Here is a 13,950-nt window from a genome sequence, read left to right as displayed (position 1 = left end):
GCTTCAATAAAATAAAACAGGTATAGGAAAGAGGGGAAACAGTGGGCTTTATTTCGGATGTCGTATCGCAGTTGTTTCAATGGATTCAAGGATTGGGTTACTTCGGAATCATGATCGGTTTAATGGTTGAAGTAATTCCCAGCGAGATTGTGTTGGCGTACGGCGGATATTTGGTTTACTTGGGAGACATCAACTTCTGGGGAGCTGTTTTGTTCGGTACAATCGGCGGCGTGTTCGCCCAGCTTTTCATCTACTGGATCAGTCGTTACGGCGGCCGTCCGGTATTGAACAAGTTCGGCAAATACATTTTCATCAAGGAATCGCATATTGATCACGCCGAGAAATGGTTTAATAAATACGGAACAGGTATCATCTTCAGCGGCCGATTTATTCCCGTCGTCCGCCATGCAATATCGATTCCGGCGGGTCTGGCCAAGATGTCGACGTGGCGCTTTACCTGGCTGACGACACTCGCTGTTATTCCATGGTCGATTCTGTTCATTTCCCTCGGCTATCAATTGGGCAGTCAATGGGAGCGGATCGACGAGGTGGCAGCACCTTACATTATACCGATCGTTCTGACTGCCGCGGGTCTTCTGATCGTTTATCTGGTTGTGAAGACAGTGCTGACACGTCGCAAAAAAAGCAGAGCTTAATCGGGTCCTACGGATACCGGCTGCTTCACTTACTGAGAAAAGAGGAGACACAATGAGCAAATCCAATTTAAGATCTCGTTTTGGAACCGGATTGAGTCCGCAGGGGTTCATCGATTCCATGCAGAAAAATAAAGAAACGTTCGAGACCGGTTATCGAGACTTTACCTGGAAGAAGGAAGAGGATCGGTTGTTTTTTGAAGGATTGCGTTCGCGTGAAGATCTGAGAGCTGTGATTCTGGCTGCCGACTGGTGCGGCGATGTCGTGCGCAACGTCCCTGTCGTATTTCGGGTATTGGAAGCGGCAGAAATCCCGGTCGACGTGATGATTTTGGAAGAAAATTTTGACTTAATGGATGAATATCTGACTATGGGCGGCCGTTCCGTACCTATCGTTATTTTTGCAGATGCGGAAGGCGAACCACTGCTTCAATGGGGACCGCGTCCCGAGAAGGTACAGGAACTGATGCGTAAGTTTAAGACAGAAAATCCGGACCGCGAGGCACCCGATTATGCCGACAATATGAAGGTCGTTCGCGAACAAATGATGGAGCGTTACGGCGAAGGCACGTCGATCCATGAAGTGATCGTGCACGAACTGCGTACGCTTCTGTCGGGGGTGTAAGATGCTGAGAGTTGAGACATTCAATCTTGGTCCGCTGCAGACCAATGCTTATCTGCTTCGGGGCGAAGATGATTTGAAAGCGGTCGTTATCGATCCCGGAATGAACCCTGCTGCGCTGCTCCGCCGGGTTGAGCATCTGCATATTGAAGCCATTCTGCTGACCCACGCACATTTCGATCACATAGGGGGCGTAGAAGAACTGCGTCGTCTAAAAGGATGTCCGGTGTATTTGCACGATCTGGAAGCGGACTGGCTGACTGAGCCCAAGCATAACGGTTCGGCCAAGTGGACCGAACTGGGCGGACCGATTACCGCGTCACCAGCGGAATTCGCCCTAGCCGAGGGCCAGACACTAAGCCTGATCGGAAATGAATTCAAAGTACTGCATACACCTGGTCATTCTCCAGGCAGCGTAAGCTTCCTATGCGGCAAGGATTTGTTCGCAGGGGATGTACTGTTCCGCGAAGGAGTAGGACGTACCGATCTGTATGGAGGGCGTCAGGGAGACTTGGTGGATTCCATTCGGATGAAGCTGTACAAGCTGCCGGATGAAACGGTTGTATATCCCGGTCATGGTCCGCGTACCAAAATCGGCCACGAGAAAGCGAACAATCCATTCGTTCCCGGATTATAGAGTTTTCCGGAATATAGAATGCAGATGCCAAGCGGCTGGACAATATTCGATTCGGATAGTAAGATACAGCTGTCGCAAACTTATTTTCAAGAGCCTGTATTCAAGTGAAACTTTATAAAGAACCGGACCAGTATGCCTGCAATCGGATATAGAAGTATGAGGATTCTCGTGTATCGAAAAGCGAAATTGAATACGCGCCTGAATAATTGATATACGGTGCATAATGCCTGCGAAGCACGCAAGCTGAGGAACTATTCTCGGTTTGTGTGCTTTTTTGTTCTTTTGAAGAGACTATTGACTAGGATGGCAATTGAATAACCCCTTACATATTCAAGTGAAAGTTACTCGTACATTTATTCAAACATTCAAGGAGGAGATAGAAAATTGGACGGAATGGAACCTTTTGATAAAAAGAACAATGGACAACTGAAACTTATGCAGCAGCGGTTGGAACTAAATAAGGACGTTAAAATCGAAATCAAGCAGCAAGAGGTTCATGAAGAAGTGTCTTCTTATGAAAGCAGGAGAAAAGCGATTTTCGTATGTTCTTGGGAATCGACCAAGCTGAGGGAAGACCGAATTCAGCAGCCTTGGCATGAACGCTTGAGCCGAATACGCAGCGGCAGAGATCCGCGAATTTAGTCAAAAGGCGATTCCAAGAACGCTGTAGGTGCTTGTCAGGTGGCTTTATCTCATTTTTTTTACAAAACCTGCGTAAGGGGAATCAATAGCGTGGACAGCAAAACCTTTTTTTAGTACGATATAAGCTAAGCATTTGTAATTACATTCATTTTCATGAAAAGTGGAACCATGAAGCCGATAGTGTCCGGGCGGGCCGGGCTTTATAGATAACGACCGAGGGGGAGAAACAATGCTTCATCTGGGAGAGAAAATTGTGATCGTCGCGGATGTGTTCGAGCAGAACCTCCCTGTGGGGGAGTATGGGTATTTGATTGCTTACGATCGTAATCCGGATAATGCTTTCGATTATATCGTTCGAGTCCCACAGGCCAATCGCAACTTTTTCGTAACGGAAAAAGATGTTGAGCCGGAGGAAAATGTGCTGCGCTTCGAGGCCGAACAGGTCGAGCGAGCCGCGCTGATCGATTATGCGCTGGCGACACACAATGAGAAGCTGTTCTATCAAGTTATGAACGGCGAAGAAGAGACGTCTGAATCGGAATCGGAAGCAGAGACGGTTTCCGAGCCGATGTCGCAAGCCGAGTTCATTAAGAAAATCAATTTACGGGCATGGATCTGAAGCCGGCATACGCCGGCTTTTTTCTTTATTAGAACTGCGGTATATGAAGCGTCAGGCAGTTGCAATGACGCAGGAGACACGTTACAGGAACTTCGCGATCCTCTGGATTTTTGCGGGTTGCTAACCTATAATGGGGACGTTGAGGAGTTTCGGTACTTTAATCCTTTAAACGACAGGAGAGTATGTCATGAAAATTACGGTGGAACAGGTCGAGCATGTGGCCAAGCTGGCACGGCTGAACGTAAAAGACGACGAAAAAGAAATGTTCGCCGAACAGCTTAGCGCTATTTTGCAGTATGCCGAAAAGCTGAACGAGCTGGATACGGAAGGCGTAGAGCCTACCACGCATGTACTGCCGCTGCACAGCGTGATGCGCGAAGATAAAGTGCATGAAAGTTTGCCGATCGAACGGGTTTTGCATAATGCACCCGAAGACGAAGACGGCCAGTTCCGGGTACCGGCGGTTTTGGACTGACCGGAAGTATGTGAAGAGTTAATGATCAACGCGGAGGTGCGATAGTGACATTGTTCGATTTGGGACTTCGGGAGATTCACAACCGGCTGCATGCCGGAGAGCTGTCCGTGACCGATTTGGTCAAGGATTCCCTGCAAAAAGTCGGGGAACGCGAAGAAAAGGTAAAAGCATTTTTAACGGTGGATGAAGAAGGTGCTCTGGCTTCGGCTGCTAAACTTGATCAAAAGTTGGCTGCTGGCGAAGAGCGCGGTCTCTTATTTGGTCTACCGGCCGGGATCAAAGATAATATTGTGACAGAAGGGCTGCGCACAACCTGCGCCAGTCAATTCCTGCGCGGCTTCGATCCCGTATACGACGCAACGGTAGTGAAGAAACTCCGTGAAGCTGATAGCGTAACGATTGGCAAACTGAATATGGACGAGTTCGCCATGGGCGGTTCAAATGAAAATTCCAGCTTCTATCCGGTACGCAATCCTTGGAATTTGGATCGCGTTCCGGGCGGCTCCAGCGGCGGATCTGCTGCTGCAGTTGCTGCGGGAGAAGTTTATTTCACTCTGGGTTCCGATACCGGAGGTTCAATCCGACAGCCTGCTTCTTACTGCGGAGTAGTCGGGTTGAAGCCAACTTACGGACTTGTCTCCCGCTTCGGTCTGGTGGCGTTCGCTTCTTCGCTCGATCAGATCGGTCCGGTAACACGTACCGTGGAAGACTCTGCTTATGTGCTGCAGGCAATTGCCGGTCATGACGATCGTGATTCGACTTCGGCAAATGTCGAAATTCCAGATTATGTTTCCGCACTTACAGGAGACATCAAAGGTCTGCGTATTGCCGTACCGAAAGAGTACATGGGCGAAGGCGTCGATCCGAAAGTCAAAGAATCCGTAATGACTGCGATTCGACAGCTTGAAGCACTTGGCGCTACCTGGGAGGAAGTATCGCTGCCGCATACGGAATATGCACTGGCGGCTTACTACTTGCTTTCCTCTTCTGAAGCGTCATCTAACCTGGCACGTTTCGACGGTGTGCGTTACGGCGCACGTGCCGACAACCCGGACAACCTGCTTGATCTATATCTTAAGTCGAGAAGCGAAGGTTTTGGCGACGAGGTGAAGCGCCGGATCATGCTGGGTACCTACGCGCTCAGCTCGGGCTATTATGACGCTTACTACTTGAAGGCTCAAAAAGTCCGTACGCTGATCAAACGTGACTTCGACAATGTATTCGAGAAATTCGACGTTATTGTCGGTCCAACGGCGCCAACGACAGCATTTGCAATCGGCTCGCAGACGGATGATCCACTGACGATGTACTTAAATGATATTCTGACGATTCCTGTCAGTCTTGCTGGTGTTCCGGCAATCAGTATTCCCTGCGGATTCGAAGACGGAATGCCGGTCGGTTTGCAGATTATTGGTAAGCCGTTTGACGAACAGACCGTACTGCGCGTTTCGCATGCGTTCGAGCAGCATACGGATCATCACAAGCGCCGCCCTCAGATTTAATTTCCGCGCATAAGAAGGAGGAACTGCCTTTCATGTCCACCGTACAATACGAAACGGTCATCGGACTCGAGGTGCACGTTGAGCTGCACACAAAGTCCAAGATCTTCTGCGGCTGCTCCACCGAATTTGGAGCGCCGCCCAATACACATACCTGCCCGGTCTGCCTCGGACACCCTGGTGTTCTGCCGGTACTCAATCGTCAAGCGGTCGAGTATGCGATCAAGGCAGCGATGGCGCTGAACTGTGAAATTGCGGACGTCAGCCATTTTGATCGCAAAAACTACTTCTATCCCGATTCGCCGAAGGCGTATCAAATCTCGCAGGCAGCCCGTCCGATCGGCGAGCACGGATGGATCGATATTGAAGTGGATGGACGTACAAAGCGAATCGGAATTACTCGTCTTCATCTGGAAGAAGACGCAGGGAAGCTGACCCATACCGGGGCATTTGGCTCTCTGGTCGATTTTAACCGTGTAGGCACACCGCTCATTGAGATCGTCTCCGAGCCGGAGATTTCCTCACCCGAAGAAGCTCGCGCTTACCTTGAGAAGATGCGGGCCATTATGCAGTACTGTGAAGTATCCGACGTGAAGATGGAAGAAGGTTCGCTTCGCTGCGATGCCAACATCAGTATTCGTCCGCAGGGACAAAAGGAATTCGGCATCCGCGCTGAATTGAAAAATATGAACTCCTTCCGCGGCGTACAGCGCGGTCTGGAATACGAAGAAATCCGCCAAGCTGAAATTCTGGATGAAGGCGGAACGGTCGTTCAGGAGACTCGCCGCTGGGATGAAGGCAAGGGACAAACTTTCTCTATGCGCGGCAAGGAAGAAGCGCACGATTATCGTTATTTCCCGGACCCTGACCTGGTAGCCGTTGAGATCGGAACAGATTGGAAGGAAAAGATCCGCCTAACGATCCCGGAACTTCCGGATGCGCGGCGTGCGCGGTACAGTGCTGATTATGGACTGCCTGCCTATGATGCGCAGGTTATCACCTCTTCGAAGCCGCTGGCGGATTTATTCGAGGAAAGTCTGAAATATACAGAAGATGCAAAGTCCGTCTCCAACTGGATTATGGGAGAGCTGATGGGCTATTTAAATACCAGCGGTCTGGAGCTGGGTGCGGTTCCGCTTACTGGACAGGGTCTCGGCGAATTGGTTGGTCTGATTGGCAAGGGAACAGTCAACAGCAAGATCGCCAAGACGGTCTTCAAGGAAATGCTGCAGAGCGGCAAGAATCCGCAGCAGATTGTTGAAGAGCAAGGACTTGTTCAGATCAGCGACGAAGGCGCGATCAAAGCCATTGTCGTTGAGGTGGTCGCGGCCAATCCTCAGTCTGTCGAAGATTACCGCGCCGGCAAGGATAAAGCAATTGGTTTCCTGGTTGGTCAGGTAATGAAGCAGAGCAAGGGCAAAGCCAATCCCGGATTGGTCAACAAGCTGCTCATGGAACTGCTGAAAGGCTGATCAGCCGAGAAGCTTTCGAGAGGGCGCGTTCGCTTGCGAACGCGCCCTCTTTTTTTAAACACGGCTAATTTTATGTGTAAAGTTTCTATTGACCGCAATCCCCCTCGCAGTCAAAGCAGCAAAGAAAAATCGGTTAATAAAACAAGAAGAAGCGAGGAGGATTGCGATGATTGGTAAACTCGATACGCAGGACGAACTCAAAATGGAAGAACTATTGAGGCTGCAGACGACGGCATATCGGTTGGAGGCGAAGTTGATCGGCTTCGACGAGATTCCGCCATTGGCCGATACGGTCGATACCCTTAAGCGAAGCCGCGATGTTTTTTACGGTTATACCGTCCAGTCCGGTAAACTTGTCGGGGCCGTCGCAGTCGAGGAAGAGCGGCCGGGAGAGCTCACGCTGACGAGAATGATGGTGCATCCGGACTTTTTTCGTCAAGGGATTGCGAGCCGGTTGATTGAGTATGTATTTGCGAACTACCCGGAATTTCCGATATACATTGTATCGACCGGTTTGAAGAACGAGCCTGCGAGGCGCTTATACGAGCGTTTTGGATTTGTTCCGTTCAAAAGCGAGTATATTGCGCCTGGTGTTGAATTAATGACCATGAAGAGAGAAAGAAAGACGGGAGAAACCGGCTGATTATGTAATTTTCGAACTGAAGGAGCAAGGATGCAAATGACAAATCCCTGGGTTATCGACAACACGTATATTTTACTGCGGCTGCTCTGTGCAGTGCTGTTGGGCGGCTTGATCGGCTGGGAACGGGAACGTTCGAGTCATGCGGCAGGTCTCCGCACTCATATTCTGGTTTCTCTTGGTTCCGCACTGATTATGCTGCTGTCCATGTATGGATTTGCGGCATTTGTGCAGGAACCCAGTGTACGTGTTGATCCGGCTCGTTTGGCGACAGCTGTCATCTCGGGAATCGGTTTTCTGGGTGCAGGGACGATTCTGTTTACCGGCAAGGCGATTACCGGATTGACGACTGCCGCCTCGCTGTGGGTAGTAGCCGCTATCGGACTCGCCGTAGGCGCAGGTTTTTATTTTGCCGCAATTCTGACCACGCTGATCGTTTTCTTGACGCTTCTTGTGCTTAATAGCGTTGAACAGCGTTATATCCGAGGCCATCATACCCATGTCGTCACTGTGCGGGGCCGAACAGGCAGCGGACTGCTGGAGAAAGTGTCCGATTTTATGAAAGAGCGTGAAATACGCATCCGCAAGTTGGAAGTTCACGTGAAGAGCGGCTATCCGCTGTCCGAATCGGGTGAAACTTCTTCAGCTGCCGAAATTACGATGCACCTCACTTCGGATAAAAGAATGGATCCGGCCGAAATGACACATCAACTGCTGAGAATGGACGGCGTCTATTCCGTGGCGATTGAGTAGAGCATAGGGTAGAGGACAGCAACCGAGCGGTACTACGTCTTAGGACGTGCTTACCGCTGGCCGGAGGAAAGGAGGCCCGGATCATGGCTAAGACCGTCAAGACAAGGACAAGACAACAAAGGAAAAAAAAGCGTAAAGCGATCGCCTGTCTGCTCTCTGCTGTCATCCCAGGGACCGGACATGTTTACCTGGGACTCATTCAGAAAGGCATATCGTTTATGCTAATTATTCTGCTCGTAGCCGAATCTTTGCTTTACTTTTCGTCGACGGGCATGAGGATAAATGTGCCGCTGCTTATCCTGCTTGGCCTGACAATTCCGATCATTTATTTCTACAGTGTATATGATGTGCTGCAGGAAACGGATCAGGTTAATGAACGAAGACAGGTACTGGACAGCGAAGTTTACAATTGGCGGAAAAGTATGAAGTTTGCTTTGGTCCTGATTGGCGAGGGGACGCTTCTTCTGCTGCTGCACAGTCGTCCTTCTTGGTTTCGACAATTGATCGAGCAGTATGGCCGAGAGGTTTCGGCCGTTGGACTTATTTTGCTGGGCGCTGTTCTAGCGGGGATTCAAGCGGCAAATGTACGCAAAGCTGCACTTCAACCTTATCGACCGACTTCGTCTCAGCTGGAATCGACTGCGGAACGGGGGAATCGTCATGAATCCTAAAATTCGTATCGGTCGCTGGACAGCCTCCCTACTGCTTATCGTTGTCGGTTTGCTGCTGCTGAACGACCAGTTTCGCGGGCGCGAAGATATGCTGCAGCTGCTTCGCTGGTGGCCGGCCGTCTTTATCTTTTGGGGAATTGAATATGTCGTCATGCTGCTGCTGTTCAGACATAGACGAGGTGGAAATCGACGATTTGGTATTGACATCTCGGGTATGCTGGTTGCTCTGCTGCTTAGCGCTTCCGTTTTTATCGTTACCCAGCAAAATCACTATCTGCACTTATGGAACCGGGTCAGTCTTGATCTGACCAGTTCCGCTATCGAATTTAGTGAAGCGGAAGGCAATAAATTTGCCAAGCCTTCTGTCGATATTGCCGCAGCGCTGGAGATGAACGAGCTGTCTGTTGAAGGAATCAACGGGGATATTGTGATACGCCGAGGATTTTCCGATCGTATCCGGGTCCACAGCACCGTCTGGGTCGACCGAGTTGAAGCGGAAGAGGCAAAAGGAATCGCCGAAAAAACAGGAATCAAAATCGAAGAAGGCAAGACATTGGCTATTACCACCGAGGCTCAGCCTTACGGTACATCTGGTCGTCGGCAGCCTCGGATCGATCTGGAGATCCTTCTCCCGCCTGAGCGAAGCTTCGATATGAACATTCGAACGAACGGAGGATCGGTAACTCTGGATGGGGTTCAGGCTTTGCGTTCGATTTCCGTACAAACTGGAGGCGGCAATCTCAATTTTACCAATGTAAGCGGGAATATTACGGCATCTACCTTAAGAGGCGGCGTACGGGTGTCTACCGTTACCGGCAGTATACAAGCCGACACCCAGCAGGGGGATATCGAGAGTTCGAATGTAGCGGGTTCCGTCAAATTCACAACCATGCTCGGCAGCATTATAGCGAACGGAACGATCGGCGATATTGCAGTCGATACTCGTAACGGAAGCATTGATATTGGTGGCGTTAACTTCGGTTTATCCGCACAAACGCTCAACGGCAACATTTCCGTCAGCTCCCGTGTCGTACGCGGTGATTGGTCCGTATACAGCGCAGTTGGGCGGATCGATCTCACCCTTCCGTCTTCCGGAGATTACCGGATGGAAGGATCGAACGGATACGGAAATATAAACAGCGAGCTGCCGTTTGGTATTCAAGATCGTACGCTGAGCGGCACCTACGGTGAGGGTACCTTTACCGTGAAGGCAGACGGCAACGGAGATTTAAATGTTTTTCGGATTGATGAATGAAACGGCAAAAGTTCATACGTTGACAAGAAATATTCAAAAACCTTACAATGGAGAATAACACGAGGAATAACGGCAAGGAGGAGAATGAGATGACGTCACGCGTACAACATGCTCTAGAACAGCTGAAAATCAACGGTGTGCGCATCACTCCCCAGAGACATGCCATTTTGACCTACCTCATGGAAAACATGGGTCATCCGACTGCGGATGAGATTTACCGCGCATTGTGTCCTCAATTTCCCAGCATGAGTGTAGCTACCGTATATAATAATCTCAAGATGTTGATTGAAGCCGGGATGATCCACGAGCTGACTTATGGAGACAATTCCAGCCGGTTCGATGCGAACATCAGTGACCACTATCATATTATCTGTGAGAAATGCGGCAAAATCGAAGATTTCCATTATTCTTATTTAGAGGAAGTCGAGCATGCTGCGGCAAAGTCGACGGGATTTTCGGTAAAAGGGCACCGTCTGGAAGTTTATGGGGTATGCAAGAGTTGCAGCGAGCATTAACATTTGCTTACAATAAAGCGTGTGGAGCCGAATTAGGCTCCCACGCTTTTTTTTATGGCGTATTCTTGCAGGCATGCAGAAGGGCAGCTGTTGTAGAGTGATGCAAAGCAGAAAAATGCGCGGCCGCAAAAAAAGAAGAATGGGCAGCATTCTTTTACTGGGCGTTGTTATTGCGGGAGCCGCATGGGGAGCCTGGAAGCTTTTACCGAATTTTTTTTACGAAGACCCGGAGTGGGTGGGGAAGCACAAGCCTATTTTTGTACAGGGTCAATGGAGCGGTTATACGGCTGTCGGCAGCGGCGATTCGCTGAAGCTTCCGCTTCCGCTGGTTAAGGAGCAGATCAATGATTATGCTTACGGCGATCCGGATGGAGAAACGGCGATTCTGACGACGGCAAACCAGATATTAGTTATGACAATAGGCAGTGAAACGGCTGTATTGAACGGGGCGGATCATGTACTCGAATCCGCTGTCGAAGAGGAAAACGAAATTTTGTATGTGCCGGTAGAAGCTCTTAAGCATATGTATGGTATTCAGATCGAGGAAGTAGGAGCGGAAGAGGGCGTTATGGTGTTCAAAGCAGGTGACACATTCCGTACAGCTTCGGCTGTGGACGGAGGGATTTTTAGTTCGCCCAAGCTCCGAAGCGGCATGACGACCAAAGCTCCGATTACCGCAAAGCTGGAGGATGGAACGGAGCTTCGGGTTTGGAAAGAAGAAGATGGTTGGCTGTATGCACAGACCAATGAGGGATACTCCGGTTATATCCGGAAGGATGAAGTGAAGCTGAGTGAAGAAAGAAGCCTTCCTGCGGTAAAAGAGGTACGGACAGCAGCATCACAGGAATGGGCAGACAAAAAGATCAATCTGGCGTGGGAGGCTGTATATGAACAGCGCCCAAACCCGGATGTGATTGAAGAAATGCAGGGTGTCAACGTCGTCAGTCCAACCTGGTTTGCATTGAAGGATAGTGAAGGAAATGTCGTCAGTAAAGCAGATTCGGCCTATGTAGGGCGTGCTCACAATCGTGGGAAGCAGGTATGGGGGTTGTTCAGCAATGATTTTGACGCCAATCTTACACGTGAAATGTTGAGTGACTATGAGACACGGGCTCGAGCGATCCGACAAGTATTGGATTACGCGAAGGAATACAAGCTCGATGGGATCAATCTCGACTTTGAAAATGTATACACCGAAGACAAAGAGCCGTTCGTCGAATTTGTGCGCGAGTTTACGGTAGGTGCAAGGGCGGCCGGGCTTACGGTATCGATCGATGTGACTCCAAAGTCCAACAGCGAAATGTGGTCGGTTTTTCTGGATCGGCGCGCTCTGGGTGAGACGGTAGATTTTATGATTGTGATGGCATACGACGAACATTGGGCCAGCAGTCCCAATGCAGGTTCGGTTGCATCGCTGCCTTGGGTAGAAAAGTCCGTGACACGCATTCTTGAGGAAGATGATGTCCCAGCATCCAAGTTAGTGCTTGGCATTCCGTTATATACGCGAGTATGGACGGAAGCAGAAGAAGAGGGGAAGATGAAAGTTTCTTCTGCGGCGGTAGGCATGGAAAGTTCTCAGCGTCTTGCAGCCGAAAGCGGAGCTGAGAAGGAGTTTCTTGAAGACATCGGACAGAATTACATTCAATATGAAGAAGAGGGAGCGCTCAAACGGATCTGGCTGGAGGACAGTGACTCGCTGGAACGGCGTATCGAATTGGCAAAACGGTATGACCTAGCCGGCGTAGGGAGTTGGGCGCGGAGCTTTGCTTCTGCCAAAGCTTGGGAAGTGCTTCGTACAATTGGAGAAAAATAAGGAATTCAATCTATTTTCTCTTCCATCTTCCTCTATAAAATAAAGAAGGAAGTGGAAAGCTCCGCGTAGAATAAGAAGTAACGGCAAGCGCGCTAAGGCGCGCTTATTTCTTAATTGGATTGCCGGGCAGTTTATGCGCGAGGGGGAGACGAGATTGAATTCATTTATTTTTGGAGGAAGGGCTCACAATGAACCTATTCCTCTCGGCGCCGTCGCCTGCCATAGACCCGGAGGCAAGTTTCACGGCGCCCTGCTTCAAGACTTTGACGTATTGGTGTTTTTGATTTTTGAGACGCTTGAGGAAGAAATGCAGATTCATCATCAAATGGAGAACGGTGTACACTATCAGCTTCTCAGCCTGCAGGCAGAGGAATTAAAACGCTGGATCGTCACGGGAGAAAATCGTTCGCTGGTTCATTACTTTTTGCAGGGGGAAGTGATCCATGACGTGAAAGGACAAATATTGCAGTTAAGACAACAGGTCGAACAATTTGAGCAGCCGCTGCAGGAACAGCGATTGTTTTTTGAATTTGCACGTTTTTTGCACAACTATGTAGAAGCCAAGCGTCATTTAACGGAAGGACATGAGATGGACGCTTATTACAGTACACTCAAAGCTCTGCACCATTGGGCTTGCATCGAACTTGTTCAACAGTCGGTATATCCAGAAAAGACAATTTGGAATCAAGTTCGAGCTTATAGCGCTCAAGTATATAAATTTTATGAGCAGTTAGCCTTCAGCAAGGAAACACTGAAAGAGAGGGTAGAGTTGGTACTGCTGGCATGTGAATTTTCCGTAATGTCCAAAATGGCAGATTGTTCAGAACTTCTTATACGTGTACTGCGCAGTCGGAAGGCACCTTGGACAATTGAAGAGCTTATGCAGCATCCAGATCTTCAATATGTTAAAAGGGAACTTCCAATGGTTGTACGTAAGCTTGTATACCGCAATTTGATTCTACAGTGGCCTCGCGAAGGGAAAAACAATATTAGGAATGAGGAAATCCGTTACAGTGTGAATTGAAGAAAGGCCGGAGTAGAAAAGCGGAAACACAAAAATAGAAAAAAGGGTTGACGCTTTGAAAAGGTATATGATATATTAAATCTCGGCCTTCGAAAGGCAGCAGTGCTAAGTCGCTGTGAAGAATCAAAGTACAACCCAATCACATCGAAGTTCAAAAAAACTTTTTAAAAAAAGTGCTTGACGAACTGCTTGGAACTGTGATAGGATATAAAAGTCGCCGCTGAGATGCAGAGACGCACGAAAGAAACAAGCGCAACACAGTTTGTTCTTTGAAAACTGAACAGTGAGTAACGAGAATCACTTAACCCAGCCGGGCATAGTGATTTGAGGAATCGCGACAAGCGATAAGGTTTTGCCTTTGATCTTGCACGGTTCGAGTGAATATAGGGAATGAAAATTCCCGCCACGTTTTAACGAGCACATGGTGCTTTCTTTAATAGCGAAGATCAAGTAATCGCTTGGTTCATTGCTCTTGCCCGAAGGGGTCAGGCAATGAAGTCGCGGTTGCGAAAGTATTCGCAACTTAATGGAGAGTTTGATCCTGGCTCAGGACGAACGCTGGCGGCATGCCTAATACATGCAAGTCGAGCGGAGTTGATGAGAAGCTTGCTTCTCTGATACTTAGCGGCGGACGGGTGAGTAACACGTAGGCAACCTGCC

General features: G+C 49.2%; 15 protein-coding genes and 1 rRNA gene. All 16 read left to right on the top strand.

All coding sequences use genetic code 11. From position 1 onward, the window contains the following. The first annotated feature begins 41 nt into the window (after nt 1-41). Nucleotides 42-656: an undecaprenyl phosphate transporter UptA gene (uptA, locus tag F456_RS0116910; protein ID WP_018978237.1), complete on the top strand. Its 615-nt coding sequence runs from the start codon at nt 42-44 to the stop codon at nt 654-656. A 52-nt stretch (nt 657-708) separates the two neighbouring features. After that, nucleotides 709-1,278, top strand: a complete 570-nt coding sequence (locus F456_RS0116905; protein ID WP_018978236.1) for a thioredoxin family protein — start codon at nt 709-711, stop codon at nt 1,276-1,278. 1 nt (nt 1,279) lies between these two features. Beyond that, nucleotides 1,280-1,912 carry an MBL fold metallo-hydrolase gene (locus tag F456_RS0116900; RefSeq protein ID WP_018978235.1) on the top strand — a complete coding sequence of 211 codons (633 nt, stop codon included), beginning with the start codon at nt 1,280-1,282 and terminating at the stop codon, nt 1,910-1,912. Between the two features lie 384 nt (nt 1,913-2,296). Then, complete coding sequence (locus F456_RS0116895) at nt 2,297-2,554, top strand: hypothetical protein (protein WP_018978234.1); 258 nt, start codon at nt 2,297-2,299, stop codon at nt 2,552-2,554. A gap of 229 nt (nt 2,555-2,783) precedes the next feature. Beyond that, entirely contained in the window at nt 2,784-3,173 is a 390-nt protein-coding gene (locus tag F456_RS0116890; protein ID WP_018978233.1) for a hypothetical protein, read from the top strand. Between the two features lie 187 nt (nt 3,174-3,360). After that, the gene (gatC, locus tag F456_RS0116885) at nt 3,361-3,648 is read left to right on the top strand and encodes an Asp-tRNA(Asn)/Glu-tRNA(Gln) amidotransferase subunit GatC (RefSeq protein WP_018978232.1); all 288 of its coding nucleotides are present in this window, start codon (nt 3,361-3,363) and stop codon (nt 3,646-3,648) included. A gap of 44 nt (nt 3,649-3,692) precedes the next feature. Further along, nucleotides 3,693-5,150, top strand: coding sequence for an Asp-tRNA(Asn)/Glu-tRNA(Gln) amidotransferase subunit GatA (gene gatA / locus F456_RS0116880; protein WP_018978231.1), 1,458 nt, complete (start codon nt 3,693-3,695; stop codon nt 5,148-5,150). Between the two features lie 32 nt (nt 5,151-5,182). Next, a complete protein-coding gene (gatB, locus tag F456_RS0116875) occupies nt 5,183-6,619 on the top strand; it encodes an Asp-tRNA(Asn)/Glu-tRNA(Gln) amidotransferase subunit GatB (RefSeq protein ID WP_018978230.1) in 1,437 nt (478 codons plus the stop codon). Nucleotides 6,620-6,785: 166 nt separating this feature from the next. After that, entirely contained in the window at nt 6,786-7,262 is a 477-nt protein-coding gene (locus F456_RS0116870; RefSeq protein WP_018978229.1) for a GNAT family N-acetyltransferase, read from the top strand. 36 nt (nt 7,263-7,298) lie between these two features. Next, complete coding sequence (locus F456_RS0116865; protein ID WP_018978228.1) at nt 7,299-8,012, top strand: MgtC/SapB family protein; 714 nt, start codon at nt 7,299-7,301, stop codon at nt 8,010-8,012. A gap of 83 nt (nt 8,013-8,095) precedes the next feature. Continuing rightward, nucleotides 8,096-8,683 carry a hypothetical protein gene (locus F456_RS22900; protein WP_018978227.1) on the top strand — a complete coding sequence of 196 codons (588 nt, stop codon included), beginning with the start codon at nt 8,096-8,098 and terminating at the stop codon, nt 8,681-8,683. After that, nucleotides 8,673-9,938 carry a DUF4097 family beta strand repeat-containing protein gene (locus F456_RS22895; RefSeq protein ID WP_018978226.1) on the top strand — a complete coding sequence of 422 codons (1,266 nt, stop codon included), beginning with the start codon at nt 8,673-8,675 and terminating at the stop codon, nt 9,936-9,938. The genes F456_RS22900 and F456_RS22895 overlap by 11 nt, the downstream gene beginning before the upstream one ends. A gap of 89 nt (nt 9,939-10,027) precedes the next feature. After that, nucleotides 10,028-10,453, top strand: coding sequence for a peroxide-responsive transcriptional repressor PerR (gene perR / locus F456_RS0116850; RefSeq protein WP_018978225.1), 426 nt, complete (start codon nt 10,028-10,030; stop codon nt 10,451-10,453). 100 nt (nt 10,454-10,553) lie between these two features. After that, entirely contained in the window at nt 10,554-12,266 is a 1,713-nt protein-coding gene (locus F456_RS0116845) for a glycosyl hydrolase family 18 protein (RefSeq protein WP_018978224.1), read from the top strand. Nucleotides 12,267-12,420: 154 nt separating this feature from the next. Next, on the top strand, nt 12,421-13,290 hold the full coding sequence (locus F456_RS0116840) for a nucleotidyltransferase-like protein (protein WP_018978223.1): 870 nt from the start codon (nt 12,421-12,423) through the stop codon (nt 13,288-13,290). Between the two features lie 523 nt (nt 13,291-13,813). Continuing rightward, nucleotides 13,814-13,950 (top strand): 16S ribosomal RNA (locus F456_RS0116835); the annotation flags it as partial.

It is taken from the genome of Saccharibacillus kuerlensis DSM 22868, from assembly GCF_000378145.1.
GTDB classification, from domain to species: Bacteria; Bacillota; Bacilli; order Paenibacillales; family Paenibacillaceae; genus Saccharibacillus; species Saccharibacillus kuerlensis.
Note: the sequence above shows the minus strand (reverse complement) of the source record. Positions and strands in the feature narration are given on the sequence as shown.

Coding starts and splice junctions, on each gene's coding strand:
- F456_RS0116905 (WP_018978236.1), top strand. CDS start 709: ATGAGCAAATCCAATTTAAGATCTCGTTTTGGAACCGGATTGAGTCCG.
- F456_RS0116900 (WP_018978235.1), top strand. CDS start 1,280: ATGCTGAGAGTTGAGACATTCAATCTTGGTCCGCTGCAGACCAATGCT.
- F456_RS0116890 (WP_018978233.1), top strand. CDS start 2,784: ATGCTTCATCTGGGAGAGAAAATTGTGATCGTCGCGGATGTGTTCGAG.
- gatC (WP_018978232.1), top strand. CDS start 3,361: ATGAAAATTACGGTGGAACAGGTCGAGCATGTGGCCAAGCTGGCACGG.
- gatB (WP_018978230.1), top strand. CDS start 5,183: ATGTCCACCGTACAATACGAAACGGTCATCGGACTCGAGGTGCACGTT.
- F456_RS0116870 (WP_018978229.1), top strand. CDS start 6,786: ATGATTGGTAAACTCGATACGCAGGACGAACTCAAAATGGAAGAACTA.
- F456_RS0116865 (WP_018978228.1), top strand. CDS start 7,299: ATGACAAATCCCTGGGTTATCGACAACACGTATATTTTACTGCGGCTG.
- F456_RS22900 (WP_018978227.1), top strand. CDS start 8,096: ATGGCTAAGACCGTCAAGACAAGGACAAGACAACAAAGGAAAAAAAAG.
- F456_RS22895 (WP_018978226.1), top strand. CDS start 8,673: ATGAATCCTAAAATTCGTATCGGTCGCTGGACAGCCTCCCTACTGCTT.
- perR (WP_018978225.1), top strand. CDS start 10,028: ATGACGTCACGCGTACAACATGCTCTAGAACAGCTGAAAATCAACGGT.
- F456_RS0116845 (WP_018978224.1), top strand. CDS start 10,554: ATGCAAAGCAGAAAAATGCGCGGCCGCAAAAAAAGAAGAATGGGCAGC.